General features: G+C 60.5%; 18 protein-coding genes and 3 tRNA genes. 8 read left to right on the top strand and 13 right to left on the bottom strand.

All coding sequences use genetic code 11. The features are described 5' to 3' along the window. The first annotated feature begins 40 nt into the window (after positions 1–40). Genes AC3Z8Y_RS06710 through fabI form a run of 6 tightly spaced genes read left to right on the top strand, consistent with a single transcriptional unit; the run spans position 41 to position 8190 of the window. Positions 41–1870: an extracellular solute-binding protein gene (locus AC3Z8Y_RS06710; RefSeq protein WP_490088984.1), complete on the top strand. Its 1830-nt coding sequence runs from the start codon at positions 41–43 to the stop codon at positions 1868–1870. Next, entirely contained in the window at positions 1867–3672 is a 1806-nt protein-coding gene (locus AC3Z8Y_RS06705; protein WP_490088983.1) for an extracellular solute-binding protein, read from the top strand. The genes AC3Z8Y_RS06710 and AC3Z8Y_RS06705 overlap by 4 nt, the downstream gene beginning before the upstream one ends. Beyond that, positions 3672–4745, top strand: coding sequence for a microcin C ABC transporter permease YejB (locus AC3Z8Y_RS06700; protein WP_490088982.1), 1074 nt, complete (start codon positions 3672–3674; stop codon positions 4743–4745). Before AC3Z8Y_RS06705 ends, AC3Z8Y_RS06700 begins: the two co-directional genes overlap by 1 nt. Further along, entirely contained in the window at positions 4745–5764 is a 1020-nt protein-coding gene (locus AC3Z8Y_RS06695; RefSeq protein ID WP_181118918.1) for an ABC transporter permease, read from the top strand. The genes AC3Z8Y_RS06700 and AC3Z8Y_RS06695 overlap by 1 nt, the downstream gene beginning before the upstream one ends. A 1-nt stretch (position 5765) precedes the next feature. Then, positions 5766–7376: an ABC transporter ATP-binding protein gene (locus AC3Z8Y_RS06690; RefSeq protein WP_490088981.1), complete on the top strand. Its 1611-nt coding sequence runs from the start codon at positions 5766–5768 to the stop codon at positions 7374–7376. A 19-nt stretch (positions 7377–7395) separates the two neighbouring features. Beyond that, a complete protein-coding gene (fabI, locus tag AC3Z8Y_RS06685; protein WP_181114807.1) occupies positions 7396–8190 on the top strand; it encodes an enoyl-ACP reductase FabI in 795 nt (264 codons plus the stop codon). Positions 8191–8255: 65 nt separating this feature from the next. On the opposite strand, the gene AC3Z8Y_RS06680 is transcribed toward fabI, so the two are convergent. From AC3Z8Y_RS06680 to tig, 6 genes are all read right to left on the bottom strand, one after another. After that, positions 8256–10130, bottom strand: a complete 1875-nt coding sequence (locus AC3Z8Y_RS06680) for a SurA N-terminal domain-containing protein (RefSeq protein WP_490088980.1) — start codon at positions 10128–10130, stop codon at positions 8256–8258. Positions 10131–10282: 152 nt separating this feature from the next. Beyond that, positions 10283–10555: an HU family DNA-binding protein gene (locus AC3Z8Y_RS06675; protein ID WP_490088979.1), complete on the bottom strand. Its 273-nt coding sequence runs from the start codon at positions 10553–10555 to the stop codon at positions 10283–10285. A 147-nt stretch (positions 10556–10702) separates the two neighbouring features. Next, entirely contained in the window at positions 10703–13099 is a 2397-nt protein-coding gene (gene lon, locus AC3Z8Y_RS06670; protein WP_490088978.1) for an endopeptidase La, read from the bottom strand. A 162-nt stretch (positions 13100–13261) separates the two neighbouring features. Beyond that, on the bottom strand, positions 13262–14545 hold the full coding sequence (gene clpX, locus AC3Z8Y_RS06665) for an ATP-dependent Clp protease ATP-binding subunit ClpX (RefSeq protein WP_181114816.1): 1284 nt from the start codon (positions 14543–14545) through the stop codon (positions 13262–13264). 106 nt (positions 14546–14651) lie between these two features. Then, positions 14652–15290, bottom strand: a complete 639-nt coding sequence (gene clpP / locus AC3Z8Y_RS06660) for an ATP-dependent Clp endopeptidase proteolytic subunit ClpP (protein ID WP_181114818.1) — start codon at positions 15288–15290, stop codon at positions 14652–14654. An 88-nt stretch (positions 15291–15378) separates the two neighbouring features. Further along, positions 15379–16692 carry a trigger factor gene (tig, locus tag AC3Z8Y_RS06655; protein WP_490088977.1) on the bottom strand — a complete coding sequence of 438 codons (1314 nt, stop codon included), beginning with the start codon at positions 16690–16692 and terminating at the stop codon, positions 15379–15381. A gap of 185 nt (positions 16693–16877) precedes the next feature. Between tig and AC3Z8Y_RS06650 the strand changes: the two genes are divergently transcribed. After that, positions 16878–17495 carry a biliverdin-producing heme oxygenase gene (locus tag AC3Z8Y_RS06650; protein ID WP_490089950.1) on the top strand — a complete coding sequence of 206 codons (618 nt, stop codon included), beginning with the start codon at positions 16878–16880 and terminating at the stop codon, positions 17493–17495. A 63-nt stretch (positions 17496–17558) separates the two neighbouring features. On the opposite strand, the gene AC3Z8Y_RS06645 is transcribed toward AC3Z8Y_RS06650, so the two are convergent. The 7 genes from AC3Z8Y_RS06645 to AC3Z8Y_RS06615 all read right to left on the bottom strand — a co-directional run bounded on the left by AC3Z8Y_RS06645 (position 17559) and on the right by AC3Z8Y_RS06615 (position 20268). Next, a complete protein-coding gene (locus AC3Z8Y_RS06645; protein ID WP_490088976.1) occupies positions 17559–18296 on the bottom strand; it encodes an RHS repeat-associated core domain-containing protein in 738 nt (245 codons plus the stop codon). A 106-nt stretch (positions 18297–18402) separates the two neighbouring features. Then, positions 18403–18825, bottom strand: coding sequence for a type VII toxin-antitoxin system HepT family RNase toxin (gene hepT / locus AC3Z8Y_RS06640; RefSeq protein WP_490088975.1), 423 nt, complete (start codon positions 18823–18825; stop codon positions 18403–18405). Between the two features lie 274 nt (positions 18826–19099). Then, complete coding sequence (locus AC3Z8Y_RS06635) at positions 19100–19459, bottom strand: helix-turn-helix domain-containing protein (RefSeq protein ID WP_490088974.1); 360 nt, start codon at positions 19457–19459, stop codon at positions 19100–19102. Further along, positions 19449–19757 carry a type II toxin-antitoxin system HigB family toxin gene (locus tag AC3Z8Y_RS06630; RefSeq protein ID WP_490088973.1) on the bottom strand — a complete coding sequence of 103 codons (309 nt, stop codon included), beginning with the start codon at positions 19755–19757 and terminating at the stop codon, positions 19449–19451. The genes AC3Z8Y_RS06635 and AC3Z8Y_RS06630 overlap by 11 nt, the downstream gene beginning before the upstream one ends. 176 nt (positions 19758–19933) lie before the next feature. Continuing rightward, positions 19934–20018: transfer RNA gene (locus AC3Z8Y_RS06625), tRNA-Leu, on the bottom strand. 53 nt (positions 20019–20071) lie between these two features. Next, a tRNA-His gene (locus tag AC3Z8Y_RS06620) sits at positions 20072–20147 on the bottom strand. Positions 20148–20191: 44 nt separating this feature from the next. Next, positions 20192–20268 (bottom strand) — tRNA-Arg (locus tag AC3Z8Y_RS06615). Between the two features lie 290 nt (positions 20269–20558). On the opposite strand from AC3Z8Y_RS06615, the gene folD reads away from it, so the two are divergent. Continuing rightward, complete coding sequence (gene folD, locus AC3Z8Y_RS06610; protein WP_490088972.1) at positions 20559–21413, top strand: bifunctional methylenetetrahydrofolate dehydrogenase/methenyltetrahydrofolate cyclohydrolase FolD; 855 nt, start codon at positions 20559–20561, stop codon at positions 21411–21413. The last annotated feature ends 6 nt before the right edge of the window (positions 21414–21419 follow it).

Genomic DNA, 21419 nt, shown 5'->3' with positions numbered 1-21419 from the left:
TGGTAATGTACGCGCCTGGCCACTTCGAAGCTGTGACCTGATGCGCGTTCTCCCCCTTCTTCTGTTTGGCCTGGCGTTCGCTGGCCCGGCCATGGCTACGCGAATCGAAAGCCATGGCTATGCGCAATTCGGCACGCTCAAATACCCTGCCAGCTTTACCCACTTCGACTGGGCGAACCCGGCCGCGCCCAAGGGTGGAACGCTGCGGATCATGGCATCCGGCACCTTCGATACCCTCAACCCCTATACCTTCAAGGGCACTAGCCCAGCCTCCACTGCCAACTTTCTGCAATATGGAGTGAGCGAGCTGAGCGAGCCGTTGATGGTGGGTACGGGGCAATACGACCCCTCCGGGGATGAACCCACCTCCAGTTATGGGCTGATTGCCCGCTCGGTGGAATACGCCGACGACCGTAGCTGGGTGGTGTTCAACCTGCGACCGGAAGCGCGCTTCAGTGACGGCGAGCCCATTACCGCGGCCGACGTCGTTTTCTCGTATCGCACCCTGCTCAAGCAAGGCCACCCCCAATACCGCACCAGCCTGCAGGAAGTACAGCGGGTAGACCAACTGGGCCCGCATCGGGTGCGTTTCGTGTTCAAGCGCAGCGGGAACCCTTTGCTGATCCTTCGCCTGGGGGAGATGCCAGTACTGGCGCGTCACTACTGGAAGGGCCGGGACTTCCAGGCCACCACCTTCGAACCGCCGGTGACCAGCGGCCCTTACCGCATCACTGAAGTAGTGCCCGGGCGCCGCCTGGTGTTCGAGCGGGTGCGCCGGTGGTGGGGCAAAGACCTCCCGGTGAACCGCGGCAAGTACAATTTCGACCGTGTCGAAGTGGAGTTCTACCGAGACAGCAATGTGGCGTTCGAAGCGTTCAAGGCGGGTGAATTCGATATTTACATCGAGCACCAGGCCAAGAACTGGGCCACCGGGTATGACATTCCTGCGGTAGCGAATGGCGACATCGTCAAGCAGGAGATACGCCATCGCATCCCCACACAGACCCAGGGGCTGTTCATCAATACCCGACGCGCCCGGTTCAATGATGTGCGGGTTCGCCAGGCCTTGGGCACGCTGTTCGACTTCGAGTGGACCAACCGTGCGCTGTTCAGCGGCGCCTACCAGAGGGCGGCCAGTTATTTCCCCAACAGCGAATTCACAGCGAGCGGGCTGCCCACCGGGCAGGAGTGGTTATTGCTGACCCCTTGGCGAGAGCGCTTGCCGGCGCGCCTGTTCACCGAGCCCTTCGAGGTGCCGCGTACCGACGGCAATGGTATTCCAAGAGATACCCTGCGCAATGCCATGGCCCTGCTGGCCGAGGCGGGCTGGAGTTATCGCGACGGCCAGCTGAGAAACCGCGCAGGCCAGCCATTGCAGCTCGAGTTGCTGCTGGTGAACCCGGCGTTGGAGCGCATCCTCGAGCCGTACGTGGAAAACCTTGCCCGCGTGGGCATCGAAGCACGACTGCGCACTGTCGACCGCGCGCAATACAAACAGCGGCTGGACCAGTTCGACTTCGACATGATCCTGATGACCCTTCCACAAACGCTCAGCCCGGGCCTTGAACAATGGCAGTATTTCCATTCCAGCCAGGTGGGCATCAAGGGCAGCAAGAATTACGCCGGTGTTGGCGATCCGGTGGTGGACCGGCTGCTTGATCAGTTGCTGGCGGCGCATAGTCGCGAGCAGCAAGTAGCCGCCGCCCGGGCACTGGACCGGGTACTGCTATGGCAGCATTACATGGTGCCCAATTGGTACCTGGACTATCACCGCCTCGCCTACCGCAACCGCTTCGAGCACCTTCCTACCCCGCCCTACGCCCTGGCATTGAACACCTGGTGGCTCAAGCCTCTGGAGAACGACCGATGACGTTTTACCCCGCCATGGCTCGCATGGCCTGTGCGCTGCTTTGGCTGAGCACGGCAAGCCTGGCACAGGCTGGCAACGAGCACGCGATCACGCTCTACGACGAGCCCCCGCACTACCCGGCCAGTTTCACCCATTTCGACTACGTGAACCCCGACGCGCCCAAAGGCGGCACCTTCCGCCGCGCGGCCATCGGTGGTTTCGACAGCCTGAACCCGTTCATCAACAAGGGTGTGCCGGCCACGGGCGTGGAGCAGATCTACGACACGCTGGCGGTGCAAAGCCTTGACGAGCCGATGACCGAGTACGGGCTGGTGGCGCAACGGATCGAGAAAGCCCCCGACCATACCTGGGTGCGCTTCTACCTTCGTCCCGAAGCGCGCTTCCATGACGGGCACCCGCTGCGGGCCGAGGATGTCGCGTTTACGTTCGAGGCGCTGACCACTCACGGCGCCCCGTTTTACCGCAGCTATTACGCCGACGTGGACAAGGTGGTGGTCGAAGGGCCGCTGCAGGTGCTGTTCAAGTTCAAGGGCAACGCCAACCGCGAACTCCCCCTGATTCTAGGTCAACTGCCCGTATTGCCCAAGCATGCCTGGGAGGGCCGGGACTTCGAGCGCGGCAACCTGGACATTCCGCTGGGCGGCGGGCCGTATCGAGTGGCTGAGGTACAGGCCGGCCGCTCCGTGCGCTATGAGCGGGTAAAGGATTACTGGGCCAAGGACCTTCCCGTGAACCGTGGGCAGTACAACTTCGACACACTGGTGTACGACTACTATCGCGACTCAACCGTTGCCCTGGAAGCGCTCAAGGCCGGGCAGTTCGACTACTGGCAGGAGATGATCGCGAAGAACTGGGCTACGGCCTATGACGTGCCTGCCGTGAAAGACGGCCGCCTGGTGCGCGAGGAAATCCCCAACGGCAGCCCCAGCGGCATGCAAGGCTTCGTGTTCAACCAGCGCCGGCCCCTGTTCACCGACGTGCGGGTTCGTCGCGCGCTGGCGCTACTGCTGGACTTCGAATGGACCAACAAGCAATTGTTCAACGGCGCCTACATCCGCAATGGCAGCTTCTTCGAAAATTCCGAGATGGCCGCCGAGGGCCCGCCCAGCGCCGCGGAGCTCAAGCTGCTCAAACCCTTGCGAAGCCAGGTGCCGCCGCAGGTGTTCAGCGAACAATGGCGCAACCCGGTGACCGATGGCAGCGGGATCATTCGCGACCAACAGCGCGAAGCGTATCGCCTGCTGCAGGCAGCCGGCTGGCACATCGAGGGGGACCACATGCTCGATGCCCAGGGCAAACCGGTGGTGATCGAATTTTTGTTGATGCAGCCTGACTTCGAACGGGTGTTGCTGCCCTACAAGCGCAACCTCAAGGACCTGGGCATCGACCTGGTGCTGCGCCGGGTAGACGTGTCGCAGTACGTCAACCGGCTGCGTTCCAGAGACTTCGACATGATCGTTGCCAGTTTTCCGCAATCGGCATCGCCTGGCAACGAACAGCGGGGCTACTGGTCCAGCGCGGCGGCTGACAATCCCGGGAGCCGTAATTTCATGGGCCTGAAGGACCCCGCCGTGGACACCCTGCTGGACGGACTGATCAATGCCGACACCCGCGTCAGCCTGGTGACCCATGCCCGCGCCCTGGACCGTGTGCTGCTATGGAACGCAATACTCATTCCGAACTGGCACCTGGACAGCTGGCGGGTTGCGTACTGGAACCGCTTTGCTCACCCAGCTACCCCGCCACGGTATGACATCGGGCTGAACACTTGGTGGGCCAAGCCTGCCACGGAGGCAAACTGATGCTTGCTTACCTGCTGCGGCGCTTGCTGCTGATTGTCCCTACCCTGCTTGGCATCCTGGTGATCAACTTTGTGATCATCCAGGCTGCGCCCGGGGGGCCCGTGGAGCAGATGATCGCCAAGCTCGAAGGCTTCGAAGGGGCCACCAGCCGTATCGGCGGCGGTGGCGCCGAGGTTGCAGTCGCCGGTGCGACCTACCGGGGGGCTCAGGGGCTCGACCCTGCCCTTATCGCTGAAATCGAACGGCTGTACGGGTTCGACAAGCCGGCGCCGGAGCGCCTGTGGATCATGATCAAGAATTACGCCCGGTTGGACTTCGGCGATAGCTTTTTCCGGGATGCCAAGGTCACCGACCTGATTCTGGAGAAGATGCCGGTGTCCATCTCGCTGGGGCTGTGGAGCACCCTGATCATGTACCTGGTGTCCATTCCGCTGGGGATAGCCAAGGCTACCCGCCATGGGTCTGCCTTCGACGTGTGGACCAGTTCGGCGATCGTGATCGGTTACGCCGTGCCGGCCTTCCTGTTCGCGATCCTCCTGATCGTGCTGTTCGCGGGTGGGAGCTACCTGCACTGGTTCCCCTTGCGCGGGCTCACGTCCAATGATTTCGATCAACTGAGCCTGGGCGGCAAGGTGCTGGACTACTTCTGGCATCTGGCGTTGCCGGTCACCGCACTGGTCATCGGTAACTTCGCCACCATGACCCTGCTCACGAAAAACAGCTTCCTGGACGAGATCGGCAAGCAGTATGTGATCACCGCCCGCGCCAAGGGCCTGAACCAGCGGCGCGTGCTGTACGGCCACGTGTTCCGTAACGCGATGCTGTTGGTAGTGGCAGGGTTTCCTTCGGCATTCATTGGCATTTTCTTTACCGGCTCGCTGTTGATCGAGGTGATTTTCTCGCTCGATGGCCTGGGGCTTATGAGCTTTGAGGCGGCAATCAACCGCGACTACCCGGTGGTATTCGGCACGTTATTCATTTTCACGTTGGTGGGCTTGCTGGTGAAGCTGATTGGAGACCTGACCTATACGTTTGTGGACCCCCGCATCGACTTCGAAGGCAGGAAGCACTGATGGCCCTTTCTCCGTTGAATCGCCGCCGGTTGCAACGCTTCAAAGCGCACAAGCGCGGCTGGTGGTCGCTGTGGCTGTTCAGCGTATTGTTCGTGCTGAGCCTGGGTGCCGAGCTGATCGCCAATGACAAGCCGCTGCTGATCCATGTAAACGATGCCTGGTATTTTCCCGCGTTCGAGCGCTACCCGGAAACCACCTTTGGCGGAGAGTTTCCGCTGGAAGCTAACTACAAAAGCCCCTATGTACGCGACCTGCTGGAGCGGCAAGGCGCCTGGACGCTGTGGCCGCCTATCCCCTTCAACTACCAGAGCATCAACTATGACCTGAAGGTCCCGGCGCCGGCGCCGCCGTCCTCGCAAAACTGGCTGGGCACCGATGACCAGGGGCGCGACGTATTGGCCCGGGTGATCTATGGCTTTCGCATCTCGGTACTGTTTGCCCTCACCCTTACCCTGCTCAGCTCGTTGATCGGGGTGCTGGCCGGCGCGCTGCAAGGGTTTTATGGCGGCTGGGTGGACCTGGCCGGGCAGCGTTTTCTGGAGGTGTGGTCCGGCTTACCAGTGCTCTACCTGTTGATCATCCTGGCCAGTTTCGTACAGCCCAACTTCTGGTGGCTGCTCGGCATCATGTTGCTGTTTTCCTGGATGAGCCTTGTGGATGTGGTGCGCGCGGAGTTCCTTCGCGGGCGAAACCTGGAGTACGTGCGCGCCGCCCGGGCGCTGGGCATGCGCGACGGGCCGATCATGTTCCATCACATCCTGCCGAACGCCATGGTGTCGACCATGACCTACCTGCCATTTATCCTCACGGGCGCCATCGGTACTTTGACCGCGCTGGACTTTCTCGGCTTCGGGCTGCCCGCAGGCTCGCCTTCGCTGGGCGAGCTGGTGGGCCAGGCCAAGGCCAACCTGCAGGCGCCCTGGCTCGGTATCAGTGCGTTCTGCGTGCTGGCCCTGATGCTCAGCCTGCTGGTATTCATCGGCGAAGCCGCCCGCGACGCATTCGATCCAAGGAAATGACATGACCACCGATACCTTGATCGAAATCCGCGACCTGGCCGTGGAGTTCCATGGCAACGAGCAGGTACAGCGCGCCGTGGCCGGCGTGAGCTTCGACATCCGCAAGGGCGAAACCCTGGCGCTGGTGGGGGAAAGCGGCTCGGGCAAATCCGTGACGGCGCATTCCATCCTGCGCCTGCTGCCCTATCCGCTCGCCCGCCACCCCAGCGGGGAAATCCGCTACGGCGGCCAGGACCTTCTGCACGCCAGCGAGCGAACCCTGCAGGACATCCGCGGCAACCGCATCGCCATGATCTTCCAGGAGCCCATGACCTCGCTCAACCCGCTGCAGCCCATCGAGAAGCAGATCGCCGAGGTGCTCGCCCTGCACAAGGGGCTGACCGGCGCCGCAGCCCGCGAGCGCATCCTCGAACTCCTGGCCCTAGTGGGCATTCCCGAGCCTGCCCGGCGCCTGCGCGCGCTGCCTCATGAACTGTCCGGCGGGCAGCGCCAGCGGGTGATGATTGCCATGGCCCTGGCCAACGAACCCGAGCTGCTGATTGCCGATGAACCTACCACGGCCCTCGATGTGACGGTGCAGCTGCGCATCCTCGATCTGCTCAAGGATTTGCAAGCGCGTCTGGGTATGGCCATGCTGTTGATCAGCCATGATTTGAACCTGGTGAGAAGAATTGCCCACCGCGTATGTGTCATGCAGCGCGGTTGCATCGTCGAACAGGCAGCATGTGAACAATTGTTTCGCGAGCCGCAGCATCCGTACACCCGTGAACTGCTTGCTGCCGAACCCGCCGGCAAGCCGGTTGCGAGTCCTGCGGCCGAGCCATTGCTCGAAGTGAGGGACCTGCGTGTGTGGTTCCCCGTGCGTAAAGGCCTGTTGCGCCGCGCCACGGACCACATCAAGGCAGTAGACGGCATTGGTTTTTCGTTGCCCCGCGGGCAAACGCTCGGCGTGGTGGGAGAAAGCGGCTCGGGCAAGTCCACGCTGGGCCTGGCGATCCTTCGCCTGATCCAGAGCCAAGGAGGCATTCGCTTCCACGGCACGGAGCTGCAAGGGCTTGACCGCGGCGAAGTGCGACCGCTGCGCAGAGAGATGCAGGTGGTGTTTCAGGACCCCTTTGGCAGCCTCAGCCCGCGCATGAGCGTAGGGCAGATTGTCGGAGAGGGGCTGCGCATTCACGGCATCGGCACGGCGCAGGAGCAGCAGGCGGCTATTGTTGCCGTGCTGCGGGAGGTCGGGCTGGACCCGGACACCCGTCACCGCTACCCTCACGAGTTCTCCGGGGGCCAGCGGCAACGAATCGCCATCGCGCGGGCGCTGGTGCTGCAGCCGGCCTTGATCGTGCTGGACGAGCCTACCTCCGCGCTGGACCGAACCGTGCAACGGCAGGTGGTGGAACTGTTGCGATCGTTGCAGGCCAGGCATGGCCTGACATACCTGTTCATCAGCCATGACCTGGCCGTGGTCAAGGCCCTGAGCCATCAACTGGTGGTCATGAAGCAGGGCCAGGTCGTAGAACAAGGGGAGGCAGCGGCCATATTCGCCGCGCCGCAACACCCCTATACACAACAGCTACTGGAAGCTGCCTTCATGGCCCCGGTCGCTGTCGATTAATTAGAAGAGGAACGAACACATGGGTTTTCTCGCCGGTAAGCGCGTACTGATCGTCGGTGTTGCGAGCAAATTGTCCATCGCATCCGGTATCGCCGCAGCGATGCATCGCGAAGGTGCGGAGCTGGCTTTCACCTATCAGAACGACAAACTCAAGGGTCGTGTCGAAGAATTCGCCAGTGGCTGGGGCTCGGGCCCCGAGCTGTGCTTCCCGTGCGACGTGGCCAACGACGACGAAATCGCCAAGGTGTTCGAAGCGCTGGCGCAGAAGTGGGACGGCCTGGACTGCATCGTTCACTCGGTCGGTTTCGCGCCGGGTGACCAGCTCGATGGTGACTTCACCAGCGCTACCACCCGTGAGGGCTTCCGCATTGCCCACGACATCAGCGCCTACAGCTTCGTGGCCTTGGCCAAGGCTGGCCGCGAGCTGATGCAGGGCCGCAATGGCAGCCTGCTCACCCTGTCTTACCTGGGCGCCGAGCGCACCATGCCCAACTACAACGTGATGGGCATGGCCAAGGCCAGCCTGGAAGCCGGCGTACGTTACCTGGCCCGCAGCCTGGGCGCGGAAGGCATCCGCGTGAACGCCATTTCGGCCGGCCCGATCCGCACCCTGGCGGCCTCGGGCATCAAGAACTTCCGCAAGATGCTGGACGCCAACGAAGCGCAAACCCCACTGCGCCGCAACGTGACCATCGAAGAAGTCGGCAACGCCGGCGCCTTCCTGTGCTCGGACCTGGCCTCTGGCGTAAGCGGCGAGATCATGTACGTGGACGGTGGTTTCAACACCACGGCCATGGGTGACCTCACCGAGTAATCGGTTGGTTTATCCCGCCCACAAAAAAGGCCGCGATCTGCGGCCTTTTTTGTGGGCGGGCGCTATCAGTAGCGCTTCACCTCGGCTTTTTCCTGAAGCTGCTTGCGGAACGCGGCGAAGTCTATCTGGCCTTGACGCGAAGCCAGCGCCTGGCGATAGGAGGCCTTCTCCTGATCCGTAGGCATCGCGCCTTCGTTTACCCCGTTAAGGCGCAGTACCACGAGGCTTCCATCGCGCAATGCAACGCTGGCGAAGGTTGGCTTACCCTTTTCGGTAGGCTTGGGCATCTGGAATACCGCATTCAATACGGCAGCGTCGAAACCTTCTTGGGTACGGCTGGCGGCTTCCACGGTTTTCCAGGCCTGGCCATTCTGTGGCGCGGTCGGGGCAGCCTTGCCGCTGCGAAGGTCTGCGAGCAGCGCTTCACCCTTGGCTTTCACCGCCTCTGCGGCACGCTCGCGGGCCAGCTCCTTGCGAATTGGCTCGGCAACCGCTTCCAGGGCCAGCTGAGCGGGCTTGCGGTGCTCCTTGGCATGAATTACCACGGTGGTGTCCGGATCCAGCTCGATGGCGCTGCTGTTGGCGCCCTCCTCCAACACTTCCTTGCTGAACGCAGCCTGGATCACGGCACGGTTGGCGGTGATGCCCTGGGCGCCGCCGTCACGGCCGAACGGTTCGGACGTTTGCACGGTAAGGCCCAGGTCCTGCGCGGGCTGTGCCAGGTCGGAAGCTTCGAAAGCGGCGTCTTCGAGCTTCTTGCTCGCTTCCACGTAACGCTGCTCGACCTGCGAGGTTTTCAGTTCGCGGGTGAGCTTGTCCTTCAGGCTGGCGAAGGTAGGCACCTGAGGCGCTTCCACGCCCAGCAGCTTGATCAGGTGATAGCCGAACTGGGTACGCACCGGCGCCGACACCTGATCCGCCTTGAGGCTGTACAGGGCGGTTTCGAAGGCCTCGTCGTACACGCCCTTGCCGGCATAGCCCAGGTCGCCACCATTGGCGGCAGAGCCCGGGTCCTGGGAGGTTTCCTTGGCGACCTTGGCGAAGTCCTCACCCTTCTCCAGGCGCTGCTGGATTTCAGTGATGCGGGCCTTGGCCTGCTCGTCGGTTACCTTGTCGTTCACTTCCACGAGAATGTGAGCCGCACGGCGTTGCTCGGCGAGGTTCGAAATCTCTTTCTGGTACTGAGCCTGCAGGTCGGCATCGCTGACCTTCACCTGATCGAAGTAGGCAGACTTCTTCAGCTCGATGTAGTCGATCACCACCTGATCCGGGCTCATGAACTCTTTGGCATGGGCACCGTAGTAGGTTTTGACGTCCTCGTCACTGACCTTGATCGCCGACGGATCGGCCTTGAAGGTCAGGCTGGCGAAGTCGCGGGTTTGCTTGTTCAGGCGCGCATAGGCTGCTACTTCGTCTTCGGTCACAAAGCTGCTGCCCGCCAGGCCGACGCGCAGCTGGCTGATCAGCATTTCCTCGGCGAGCATCTGACGGAACTGCATCCGCGAGAGGCTCAGCTGGCGAATGAACTGGTCGAAGCGTTCGGCGCTGAAGGCGCCGTCCTGCTGGAACTCCGGCATCTGCAGGATCACTTGATCCACTGCGGCGTCGGTGAATACGAAGCCCGCATCGTGCGCGCCCTGCAGCAGCAACTTGCGGTCGATCAGGCCCTTGAGGGCGGCCTCGCGCAGCATCTTGTCGTCGAGCAGGGACGGGTCGAATTCGCGCCCCAGTTGCTGCATGAGCTGGCGGCGCTGCATCTCGACCGCCTGGCCAAGCTCGGCCTGGGTAATGGTATCGCCGTTTACCTTGGCGGCGTCCTGGCTATGACTGGTGGCGCGGAAGATCGCGTCGAAACCCGTCAAGGCCATCAGCACGACAATAACGCCGATGATTGTCTTGGCAATCCACCCCTGTGAATTGTCCCTGATGTTTTGAAGCATGCTTCCCCCAGCAACGGCCAGTTACATCTCCGACCGCCCAGAACCGATATGAAAAAGGCGCATCCGAGGATGCGCCTTCTCGTCACTTGCCGAACAGCGCCACCGGAGCCGGACGACCTTGGCCACCGTGGCCGGTCGCGCCCGCTCGGTGATCAGTTGACCGCGTCTTTCAGGCCTTTGCCAGGCTTGAAGCCCGGGATCTTGGCTGCGGCGATCGTGATCGCTGCGCCCGACTGCGGGTTACGACCGGTGCGCTCCGCGCGCTCCTTGACCTGGAAGGTACCGAAACCGACCAGCACAACGGAGTCGCCACTTTTCAGCGCGCCGGTAACGGATTCGATCACAGCGTCCAGCGCGCGACCTGCAACGGCTTTCGGGATATCAGCGGATGCAGCGACGGCATCGATCAGTTCCGACTTGTTCACTCTAAGTCCCCTTATCTCTATCTTGAGTTATTTCTGGATATTTTTTTTGAATACTGTGTGTTGCCGGACACGCTGCCGACAAAACGAGCCGCTTTTCAAGGCGGCTCTGAAATTCTGTCCGGGAGCTTTCCCGTGCAAATGGCCTGCCTAGTGCGTGCTGACCCTTTCCTTCGCGTCAGCGTCGCGCTTGTCATCCTTTGCAACTATCTCGGGAGCCACGTCGGGCAAGGGCTCCGGCGCGTATTGCAGCGCAATTTGAAGGACCTCGTCAATCCATTTGACAGGCTTGATTTGCAGATCCTGCTTGATGTTGTCAGGAATTTCCTTGAGGTCACGCACGTTTTCCTCAGGAATGATCACCGTCTTGATTCCCCCGCGGTGCGCGGCGAGCAGTTTTTCCTTCAGCCCGCCAATCGCCAGTACCTGGCCGCGCAGGGTAATCTCCCCTGTCATTGCCACATCAGCCCTCACCGGGATCTGTGTAAGCGCCGACACGACTGCGGTGCACATGCCAATACCCGCGCTTGGACCATCCTTGGGCGTGGCGCCTTCAGGCATGTGGATGTGCGTGTCGCGCTTCTCGTGGAAATCGAGCGCGATACCCAGGCTTTTCGCCCGGCTGCGCACCACGGTAAGCGCCGCGGTGATGGATTCACCCATCACATCGCCCAGCGAGCCGGTCTTGATCAGGTGGCCCTTGCCAGGCACCACTGCCGCTTCGATGGTCAGCAGCTCGCCACCCACCTGGGTCCAGGCAAGCCCCGTGACCTGGCCGATCTGGTCTTGCTGCTCCGCGAGCCCGTAACGGAACTTGCGTACACCCAGCAGGTGCTCAAGCGACTCGGGCGTCACCTTCACGGCCACGTTTTTGGCCTGAGCGTGTTCCTTGACCACCTTGCGGCAGATCTTGGCAATTTGCCGCTCCAGGCTGCGCACACCCGCTTCACGGGTGTAGTAGCGGATGATGTCGCGGATCGCCTGGTTGTCGATTTCCAGTTCGGTTTTCTTCAGGCCGTTGGCAGTTACCTGCTTGGGCGTGAGGTACCGGGTAGCGATGTTGATCTTCTCGTCTTCGGTGTAGCCGGGCAGCCGGATGACTTCCATGCGGTCCAGCAGCGCTGGCGGGATGTTCATCGAGTTGGAGGTACACAGGAACATCACGTCGGAAAGGTCGTAATCCACTTCCAGGTAATGGTCGTTGAAGCTGTGGTTCTGCTCCGGATCCAGCACTTCGAGCAATGCCGAAGCGGGGTCCCCACGCATGTCGCTGCCCATCTTGTCGATTTCGTCGAGCAGGAAGAGCGGGTTGCGCACGCCCACCTTGGTCATCTTCTGGATAAGCCGGCCGGGCATGGAGCCGATGTAGGTCCGGCGGTGGCCGCGGATTTCCGCTTCGTCCCGCACCCCGCCCAGGGCCATCCGCACAAACTTGCGGTTGGTGGCATTGGCGATGGATTCTGCCAGAGAGGTTTTGCCCACCCCGGGCGGGCCCACCAGGCACAGTACCGGGCCGCGAATTTTCTTCACACGCTTTTGCACGGCAAGGTATTCGAGGATCCGTTCTTTCACTTCCTCAAGGCCGTAATGATCGGCATCGAGGATCTGCTCGGCGCGGGCGAGGTCCAGGCGCACCTTGCTTTGGGCTTTCCACGGCACTTGGGCAAGCCAGTCGATGTAAGACCGCACCACGGTGGCCTCGGCAGACATCGGCGACATCTGCTTGAGCTTGTTGAGTTCGGCGGTCGCCTTGGCCATGGCGTCCCTGGGGAGCCCTGCAGCCTCGATGCGCTTCTTCAGCTCCTCGACTTCGTTATGGCCTTCCTCACCGTCGCCAAGCTCCTTCTGGATGGCTTTCATCTGCTCGTTGAGGTAGTACTCGCGCTGGCTGCGTTCCATTTGTTTTTTCACGCGGCCACGGATGCGTTTCTCGACCTGCAGGAGGTCGATTTCGGCATCCAGCAGAGCCAGCACGCGTTCTACGCGGGCCGACAGCTCGATGATCTCGAGGATTTCCTGTTTCTGTTCGATCTTCAGCGCCATGTGCGCGGCCATGGTATCTACCAGGCGCCCGGGCTCGTCGATGCTGTTGAGCGAAGACAGCACTTCAGCCGGGACCTTTTTGCCCAGCTGTACATATTGCTCGAACTGCGACAGGAGGCTGCGCACGAACACTTCGGCTTCGCGATCCGGCGCTGCGCTTTCCTCGATCAGGCTGACTTGGGCGCGCACGTGCCCGTCAACCTCGAGGAATTTCTCGACAGTGCCGCGCTGCTCACCTTCCACCAGCACCTTCACGGTGCCATCGGGCAACTTGAGCAGCTGCAATACGGTGGCTACGGTACCGGTTCGATAAAGGGCATCTTCGCCCGGATCGTCATCCCCGGGATTGCGCTGGGCCAGCAGAAGGATCTGCTTCTCGCCCGACATCGCGGCCTCGAGGGCTTCGATGGATTTCTCGCGTCCCACGAACAGTGGGATCACCATATGCGGATAGACCACCACATCACGCAATGGCAGGAGAGGCAATTCGATGGTCGTCTTCATGGTTTCGCCTCTTCAGCGGCGCAGAGCCGCTCACAGATGAAAATAAGCCTGAGGCTAATCTGGGGGTAGCCTCGGGAAAAAACAAGCATCGGACTCGGACAAAAAAAGGGCCCGAAGGCCCTTTCTGCTATCGCTCAGCCCAAAAAGCCGGCAATGCGCGAATCACGCATCGGGTGCTGCCTTGGCAGGCGGCTCGCTGTTCTCGTAGATCAACAGCGGCTTGGACGTACCGTCGATCACGCTTTCGTCGATTACCACCTTGCTGACATCCTTCTGGGAAGGAATTTCATACATGGTGTCGAGCAACACGCCTTCGAGGATCGACCGCAGGCCACGGGCACCGGTCTTGCGCTCCAGGGCCTTGCGGGCCACGGACTTGAGCGCATCGGCACGGAACTCGAGGTCCACGCCTTCCATTTCGAACAGCTTGCCGTATTGCTTGGACAACGCGTTCTTCGGTTCGGTGAGGATTTGAACAAGCGCCGCTTCGTCGAGTTCGTCGAGCGTCGCCAGCACCGGCAGGCGACCTACGAACTCGGGAATCAGGCCAAACTTCACGAGGTCATCCGGCTCTACTTCACGCAGGGACTCGCCAACCTTCTTGCCTTCTTCACGGCTGCGAACCTCGGCGTTGAAGCCGATGCCGCCTTTGGTGGAGCGGTTCTGGATGACTTTTTCAAGCCCGGAGAACGCACCGCCGCAGATGAAGAGGATGTTGCGAGTGTCCACCTGCAGGAATTCCTGCTGGGGATGCTTGCGCCCGCCCTGCGGCGGTACCGAGGCCACGGTGCCCTCGATCAACTTGAGCAATGCCTGCTGCACACCCTCACCCGACACGTCACGGGTGATGGAGGGGTTGTCCGACTTGCGGGAAATCTTGTCGATTTCGTCGATGTAGACAATGCCCATCTGGGCCTTTTCCACATCGTAGTCGCACTTCTGCAACAGTTTCTGAATAATGTTCTCGACGTCTTCACCCACATAGCCAGCTTCGGTCAGCGTGGTGGCGTCGGCGATGGTGAAGGGAACGTTGAGCAGGCGAGCCAGGGTTTCGGCAAGCAGGGTTTTGCCCGAGCCGGTGGGCCCGATCAGCAGAATGTTGCTCTTGCCGAGCTCGACGTCGTCGTTTTTCTTGTCGCGCTGGTTCAACCGCTTGTAGTGGTTGTACACCGCGACCGCCAGGACCTTCTTGGCACGCTGCTGACCAATGACGTACTGGTCGAGAATGCCGCTGATTTCCTTGGGCGACGGCAACTTGTGAGAGCTGCTCTCTGCCTGTGCTTCTTGCACCTCCTCGCGGATGATGTCGTTGCACAGGTCGACGCACTCGTCACAGATGAAGACCGAGGGGCCGGCAATCAATTTGCGTACTTCATGCTGGCTTTTGCCGCAGAAGGAGCAATAGAGCAGTTTGCCGTTGTCCTCGCCGTTGCGGGTGTCAGTCATTCGATCTATCCAATCCTGTAGGCTTGAAACACAAGATGAAGGCAATTGCGGGCTTTTTCAAGCCCGCGAATGGCGGGAACGCCCCGCCACACAGGATTCACGCCTATTACGCGGGCATTTGCCGCTTGTCGAGAACCGAGTCAACGAGACCGTACTCGGCCGCGCGCGGGGCGCTCATGAAGTTGTCGCGGTTGGTGTCCTGCTCGATGGTTTCAATGCTTTGGCCGGTGTGATAGGCCAGCAATTCGTTCAAACGGGCACGGATGGACAGGATTTCCCGGGCATGGATGTCGATGTCCGACGCCTGGCCCTGGAAGCCGCCCAACGGCTGGTGAATCATCATGCGGGAGTTGGGCAGGCAGTAACGCTTGCCCTTCGCACCGCCAGCCAGCAGAAACGCACCCATGCTGCACGCTTGACCGATGCAGATGGTGGATACGTCCGGCTTGATGAACTGCATGGTGTCGTAGATCGACATGCCAGCCGTTACCGAGCCGCCGGGTGAGTTGATGTAAAGGTGAATGTCCTTGTCCGGGTTTTCGGCTTCCAGGAACAGCAATTGCGCTGCCACCAGGTTGGCCATGTAGTCTTCGACCGGCCCGATCAGGAAAATCACCCGCTCCTTGAGGAGGCGTGAGTAGATGTCGTAGGCGCGCTCGCCACGCGCGGACTGCTCGATAACCATCGGGACCAGGCCACCAGCGGCCTGGATGTCAGAGCTCTGAATATAAGAATTGCGGGACATGCCTGCACTCACTCCCAATTAGTCATGCCTTAGATACGCATAAGCCAGCGCGAAGGCTGGCTTATGGTTATTCCGAAGCTGGGCCGATTTACGCGGCTTCAGGCGCCGCCTGGGCCGGTTTTACCGCTTCTTCGTAAGAGACCGCTTTGTCAGTCACACTAGCTTTCTGCAGAACAGTATCCACAACTTGTTCTTCGAGCACAACCGAACGGACTTCGTTCATCTGCTGGTCGTTCTTGTAGTACCAGCTGACTACCTGCTCCGGCTCCTGGTAGGCCGATGCCATTTCCTGGATCAGCTCACGCACGCGGGCGTCGTCCGGCTTGAGTTCGAACTGCTTGACCACTTCAGCCACGATCAGGCCGAGCACCACGCGACGGCGGGCTTGCTCTTCGAACAGCTCGGCGGGCAGTTGGTCCGGCTTGATGTTGCCGCCGAACTGCTGAACGGCCTGCACGCGCAGACGGTCGATTTCGTTGGACAGCAGGGCCTTCGGCGCTTCGATCGGGTTGCTGGCCAGCAAACCGTCCATGACCTGGTTCTTCACCTTGGCCTTGATCGCCTGGCGCAGCTCGCGCTCCATGTTCTTGCGAACTTCGGTGCGGAAGCCGTCGATGCCGCCTTCCTTGATGCCGAACTGGGCGAAGAACTCGTTGGTCAGCTCAGGCAAGGTGGGGGCGGAAACGCTGTTGACCTTGACGGTGAACTCGGCGGCCTTGCCGGCCAGGTCCAGGTTCTGGTAGTCCTCGGGGAAGGCCACGTTCAATACGCGCTCTTCGCCGGCCTTGGCGCCCACCAGGCCATCTTCGAAGCCCGGGATCATGCGGCCGGAGCCCAGCACCAGCTGAGTGCCGGTGGCCGAACCGCCGGAGAAGGCTTCGCCGTCGATCTTGCCGACGAAGTCGATGTTCAGTTGGTCTTCGTTCTGCGCTTCACGCTCGACGGTTTCGTAGCGAACGTTCTGCTTGCGCAGGATGTCCAGCATGTTGTCGACGTCGGCGTCGTTCACTTCGGCGCTTTGGCGCTCGACGTTGATGCTTTCGAAACCGGCAACGGTGAACTCAGGGAATACTTCGAAAGTGGCGACGTATTCGAGGTCCTTGCCCTTTTCGAAGACTTTCGGCTCTACCGAAGGCTGGCCAGCAGGGTTGAGCTTCTGCTCTACCACGGCTTCGTAGAAGGTCGCCTGGATCAGGTCGCCGAGGGCTTCCTGACGCGCTGCGGCTTCGTAGCGCTGGCGAATCACGCTCATGGGCACCTTGCCAGGGCGGAAGCCCGGCACTTTTGCCCGACGGGCAGTCTGTTGCAGACGCTTGTTGACTTCGGTCTCGATGCGCTCGGCAGGCACGCCGATGGTCATGCGGCGTTCGAGCGCCGAAGTGTTTTCAACAGAAACTTGCATGGATATTCCTCGTTGCACAGACGATAGCCGGCGATTCCCGACCCCAGATCAAGGGCAAGCATTCTAGTCACTCGACTGGCAGAAGTCACCCCACCCGCACCACCTGAAACACAGCGTCCCAAAACCGCTGGCGAGCAGCCCCAGCCAGAGCCTTCGGGCCCTTCCGCGCAGCGGTATGCCGGCGCCTGCGAGGCTGTTATCCTCTGGGCATTCGCCCGTTCCCGGAGAGCACCATCATCGCCTCGGATACCTCCCCCGCCCTCGCCGCGCTGCGAGAGGCTACCCGCGACCTGCATGCCGCGCTCGACGCTGCCTCGCCGCTGAGTTCGCCAGGCTTCACGGGCGCCGACTACCTTATATATGCCGCTCGGGTGATCGGCTGGATGCGCCCGGTTGAGCGCCATCTGTATGCCGGTGATTTACCGTGGCCCGCTGAATTCGCACCTGCGGCCAGGGCACAGAAGAGCGCCTGGCTGGCCGAAGACCTGGGCGGCGACACACAGCACCCGGAGTGCCCCTACGCGCCCCGCCCTGCCAGCCTCGCCGAAGCGTACGGCCTGGCCTACGTGTGCGAAGGCGCAACCCTGGGCGGCGCCTACCTCTATAAACGCCTGTCGCCTCAGCTGGCGCCTATGCCGCTGCGCTGGCTGCACGGCTACGCGGCCGATACCGGCCTCATGTGGAAAGGCTTTCTGGCCCATCTGGCTCGGGATGTCACCGCGCCCGCGGACATCGAAGCGGCGGCCAATGCAGCGCGGGAAGGGTTTGTTACGTTTGAGCGGTGGATGAGCGAAGGGCGTTGAGACCACCATTGAGAGCGCCTGCCCAGCTGGGATAAGGCTCTTGTCACATTGCCACTGCACTGATCATGCCCGGGTGAACTCCTCGAACAATGCAGTATCGCGTCTACGAAGCGAGTATTGACGGGCAACGTAGATTTGCTCCAAAGGCTTCATGTATTCATACCTCAAAATGGAATCCGACTTGACCTCATTTATTGTATGAACAAACTTTTCATACAGCCTTCGAACATCTTGGGGCCTTGGTGAGGTTGTCCTATACACAAGACGCTCAAGATGCAGAGCCTCCACCTCCAGACGATCAAGATCCTTGACCTCCGGGTGCTTGCGGCGGAGATAGCCATGTAGCAAGTTGATAGCCCGCGAGCGGATGTTCTCCTCGGGCTTGACATTAAACCCTCTACGGGCTCTGCTATCTTGCGCAGCCACTTTGAGCCGGAAGACTCCCAAGCGACGGCGCGCGCTCACTTTCATCGCTGCCTTGGCAAGCGAAGAAACAGGCGCCTGCCCCGAAGGGTCGGACATATTGATCGGATCATTGTTACAAAAGCAGTAGCTGTTCAGGATGGTGAACGGCGATAAGCCATCAGGGCTTAAAAAGCGTAAGAGTTCCGGGTGGTAAGCCCGATATCCGGACCCCAAGGCATATACACCAGCCTTGGGCTCACAGTATTCCCCCTTGTAACGGGACGCTGCCTGCACTCTCAGCGTGAAGCCAAACGGCTCATAAGCGCTCACGGCACGTGCGCGACTCTTGGAAAACACTGGCGTGGCATCTACGGAACAGCCAAACAGGATAGTCATAGCAGAGGGCCCCAAATCGACTGGCCATTAATCTGCCCCCTTTCGCCCTGCCTGTCATCCTGATATTCAGCCAGGTCTGAAGAGCCTTGCCAATTCACCTTTCCAGCTAGCCACCAAGCTTTTCTCCGGCGAATATACCTCCATCTCTACGCAGAACAGCGGAGCTGAACGCAACGAAATCATCCAGGTGCCGGGTAATAATGGCCACCATGATGGGAAGCTGAAGCTTCTGATATTCGTGAACCGCGATATTCCGGAAGCCGACCATGTTTTTCATGGAAGGCGCTAACTCGGCGCTTATCCACCCACCACGGGCCAAGAGGTCGAACACGTCCCGTGCGCTCTGGGGCACGCCGAGGCGTTCGCGGCGAATCAGGTAATGGCCAATGCTGAGCGCTGCTTCGCAGGCGCGAATAATGTTCAGCGCAGCCGCATCCTGCCGGGTCACGTCACCGGCAAAGCTATCAGGCCCTTTGGTGTATTCCTCAAGAGCCCTGGCCACGCACCGCTCGATTGAGGCTGTTTTCATCAGAAAGAAGCGACCAGCCGCGTGATCGCTCGAAAGTGATTCAGAAGCCAAAGCTTCCGCTCCGCATGAAGAAGTGAACTGGCAGGATGACCATCACTGCAATCGGCTGGATCTTCGACCATTTATAAAGAGCCAAAAACAAAAAAACGCCCCAAAGGACGGCTTTTTTGTTACATGGTGCGGACGAAGAGACTCGAACTCTTACAGATTGCGCCGCTGGAACCTAAATCCAGCGCGCCTGGCGGAGGTTTACGCCCGTGCCCTTATGAAATACTCATGCCACGCCTGCGAGAAGCGATTCATAAGGGATTTTCAAGCCATCATGCAGACGCTTGATCATACCAAGGCTAAGCCGGCGTTTTTTACCTAGGATTTCGGATACTCGCCCACTTGGGCCTATAAAACGTTCCAGATCACGCGGCGTCAGCCCTTGCTGATCCATATGAAATTTGATCGCCTCGACCGGATCGGTCACATGAATGGGGTAATGCTTGTTTTCGTAGGCCTCCACGAGCGTAACCAACACTTCCATCTCATCGGCCTCAGCGGATCCAGGTTGGGCTTGGAAGATATGCTCGAGCCGGGCGAAAGCCGCCTGGAGGTCTTCATCGCTGCGGATTGGCTTAATATTCATTGATCGTCTCCACGTCTATCTCGTCGTATCGCTGATGGGTGCCCACGAATTTGACCCAGACGATGCCAGCTCTGTATTGGAGCTCAGCCACAAGCCGATACTTGTTGCCTCCGATATTGAATACCACGCGATTGTTCGCGCAGATACTGGCAGTTCCAACCTGATCCTTCACGCTCTGGGGCGTTGGCCACTCTGCCTTGAGGACCAGCTCGTGCCAGCTTTCCAATGGCGCCCTGGCATCTCCATGCCCTGGTTGTTCCCAGAACCTCACCAGGGATCTTTTGGCGATCACCCGCATGCCACATCTCCCGTTTTGGGAGATTGTAGGCCCGTAAATTATGGGTGGCAAGCAGGAAGGAAGACGCTGGGCAAGGGAGTACAGCACCTCAGCCAGACAAGCCAGCCCTGGAGCATAACGGCCTCACAAACCCCAAAAACAAAAAAACCGCCCCAAAGGACGGCTTTTTTGTTACATGGTGCGGACGAAGAGACTCGAACTCTTACAGCTTGCGCCGCTGGAACCTAAATCCAGTGTGTCTACCAATTTCACCACGTCCGCATGAAACGCTTAAAACAAAGGCGCCAGACTTGCGTAAGGCGCCTTTGTGAATATGGGGTGGACGATGGGAATCGAACCCACGACAACTGGAATCACAATCCAGCGCTCTACCAACTGAGCTACGCCCACCATATTGCATTACTTGTTCAGGGCTGAGTGCCAAAGCTGCCAAATGGCGCGCCCGGCAGGACTCGAACCTGCGACCATCCGCTTAGAAGGCGGATGCTCTATCCAGCTGAGCTACGGGCGCTCTGTATTTCAACTTCAGGGCTGAAGTGAAAAAGCCGCACCGCGTAAATGCCTGATAACCAATTGAAGGACAAGAGGTTTTCAGCGGTCACTTGCGCCAGCGTTAGGCCCTGCCCGACAAGTGCGACGAATCTTATAGAGGGCCCCGGGGGCCGTCAACTGTTTTGTAGAAAAAAATGCATTGAATTAAAGGGCTTAGCGGATTCGCTCGTCTCGGCGCCTTTGACCTGACCGCCCGGCGTGCGAGAATAGCCGCACATTTTCTTCCCCTTCGATGGTTTATCACGCGTCATGACAGCACAACTTATCGACGGCAAGGCCATTGCCGCCAGCCTGCGCCAGCGGATTGCCCAGCGAGTGGCCCAACGGCGGGAACAAGGGCTGCGGGTTCCCGGGCTGGCCGTCATCCTGGTGGGCACCGATCCTGCGTCGCAGGTGTATGTGTCCCACAAGCGCAAGGACTGCGAAGAAGTCGGCTTCCTGTCTCAGGCGTACGACCTTCCTGCCACCACGCACCAGGACGAACTCGAAAGTTTGATCGACCGGCTCAATGCAGACCCGGCCATCGACGGCATCCTGCTGCAACTGCCGTTGCCCGAAGGGCTGGACGCATCCGGGCTGCTGGAGCGGATTCGCCCCGACAAGGACGTAGACGGCTTCCACCCCTATAACATCGGCCGCCTGGCGCAGCGCATTCCATTGCTGCGGCCCTGCACGCCGAAGGGGATCATGACGCTGCTGGAAAGCACCGGCCAGGACCTCTACGGCATGAACGCTGTGGTAGTGGGTGCCTCCAACATCGTGGGCCGCCCCATGGCCATGGAGCTATTGCTTGGTGGCTGTACGGTCACCGTTACCCATCGCTTCACCCGCGACCTGGCCGAGCATGTCAGCCGTGCCGACCTGGTGGTCGTGGCCGCTGGCAAGCCGGGGCTGGTGAAAGGCGAGTGGATCAAGCCAGGCGCCATCGTGATCGACGTGGGCATCAACCGTCAGGAAGACGGCAAGCTGGTGGGCGATGTGGTGTACGAAACCGCCCTGCCCCGCGCGGGCTGGATCACGCCCGTACCCGGCGGCGTGGGCCCCATGACCCGCGCCTGCCTGCTGGAAAACACCCTGTACGCCGCCGAGGCACTGCACGGCTGACCTGCG

Source organism: Pseudomonas sp. 3MAES_34.3B (genome assembly GCF_058145875.1).
This window is presented reverse-complemented; position numbering and strand designations above follow the sequence as displayed.

What these genes read in the sequence shown, in the direction of transcription:
- hepT (WP_490088975.1), bottom strand. Translation starts at nt 18,825, where the DNA reads ATGAAAACAGCCTCAATCGAGCGGTGCGTGGCCAGGGCTCTTGAGGAA.
- AC3Z8Y_RS06680 (WP_490088980.1), bottom strand. Translation starts at nt 10,130, where the DNA reads ATGCTTCAAAACATCAGGGACAATTCACAGGGGTGGATTGCCAAGACA.
- AC3Z8Y_RS06700 (WP_490088982.1), top strand. Translation starts at nt 3,672, where the DNA reads ATGCTTGCTTACCTGCTGCGGCGCTTGCTGCTGATTGTCCCTACCCTG.
- tig (WP_490088977.1), bottom strand. Translation starts at nt 16,692, where the DNA reads ATGCAAGTTTCTGTTGAAAACACTTCGGCGCTCGAACGCCGCATGACC.
- AC3Z8Y_RS06690 (WP_490088981.1), top strand. Translation starts at nt 5,766, where the DNA reads ATGACCACCGATACCTTGATCGAAATCCGCGACCTGGCCGTGGAGTTC.
- AC3Z8Y_RS06645 (WP_490088976.1), bottom strand. Translation starts at nt 18,296, where the DNA reads ATGACTATCCTGTTTGGCTGTTCCGTAGATGCCACGCCAGTGTTTTCC.
- AC3Z8Y_RS06630 (WP_490088973.1), bottom strand. Translation starts at nt 19,757, where the DNA reads ATGCGGGTGATCGCCAAAAGATCCCTGGTGAGGTTCTGGGAACAACCA.
- clpX (WP_181114816.1), bottom strand. Translation starts at nt 14,545, where the DNA reads ATGACTGACACCCGCAACGGCGAGGACAACGGCAAACTGCTCTATTGC.
- AC3Z8Y_RS06705 (WP_490088983.1), top strand. Translation starts at nt 1,867, where the DNA reads ATGACGTTTTACCCCGCCATGGCTCGCATGGCCTGTGCGCTGCTTTGG.
- AC3Z8Y_RS06710 (WP_490088984.1), top strand. Translation starts at nt 41, where the DNA reads ATGCGCGTTCTCCCCCTTCTTCTGTTTGGCCTGGCGTTCGCTGGCCCG.
- folD (WP_490088972.1), top strand. Translation starts at nt 20,559, where the DNA reads ATGACAGCACAACTTATCGACGGCAAGGCCATTGCCGCCAGCCTGCGC.
- lon (WP_490088978.1), bottom strand. Translation starts at nt 13,099, where the DNA reads ATGAAGACGACCATCGAATTGCCTCTCCTGCCATTGCGTGATGTGGTG.
- clpP (WP_181114818.1), bottom strand. Translation starts at nt 15,290, where the DNA reads ATGTCCCGCAATTCTTATATTCAGAGCTCTGACATCCAGGCCGCTGGT.
- AC3Z8Y_RS06635 (WP_490088974.1), bottom strand. Translation starts at nt 19,459, where the DNA reads ATGAATATTAAGCCAATCCGCAGCGATGAAGACCTCCAGGCGGCTTTC.
- fabI (WP_181114807.1), top strand. Translation starts at nt 7,396, where the DNA reads ATGGGTTTTCTCGCCGGTAAGCGCGTACTGATCGTCGGTGTTGCGAGC.
- AC3Z8Y_RS06695 (WP_181118918.1), top strand. Translation starts at nt 4,745, where the DNA reads ATGGCCCTTTCTCCGTTGAATCGCCGCCGGTTGCAACGCTTCAAAGCG.